General features: G+C 60.9%; 1 pseudogene. It reads right to left on the reverse strand.

Features of this window, described 5'->3' with window-relative positions:
• Positions 1 to 343: pseudogene (locus ABC977_RS18265) on the reverse strand (cytosolic protein); the annotation flags it as partial.

The following is a 343-nucleotide window of genomic DNA, read 5'->3' on the forward strand; positions in this document are numbered from 1 at the left end:
TTGTTGGATCAGTAACCGCAGGAGCCGGACCTGACCCGTGCCAATCCCTTTCTCGATCCCTTTCTTCTGAGCGATTCGCTCGAAGCTGCTCACATAGCGCATGCGTCGTTCCTCGTCAAATTGCTGGACCTCGCTCCATAACTGGGTTTCCAGTCCCTCCGGCAGCGTCAGCACCCAGTCGATGAACCGGAACAGCTCGAGAATGTCCTGACGCGCAAAACCGCACCGGTACAGGCTGCGTATCAAGCCCAGTTTGGCCTGGTAGCGCGCGGCCTCGGATCCCGCGGTGTCCTGCGCCTTCAGGTGCGCCTGGGTCACCACGGCAAAGGGATTGGCCGAGGCG

Source organism: Thioalkalicoccus limnaeus, assembly GCF_041197575.1.
GTDB classification, from domain to species: Bacteria; Pseudomonadota; Gammaproteobacteria; order Chromatiales; family Chromatiaceae; genus Thioalkalicoccus; species Thioalkalicoccus limnaeus.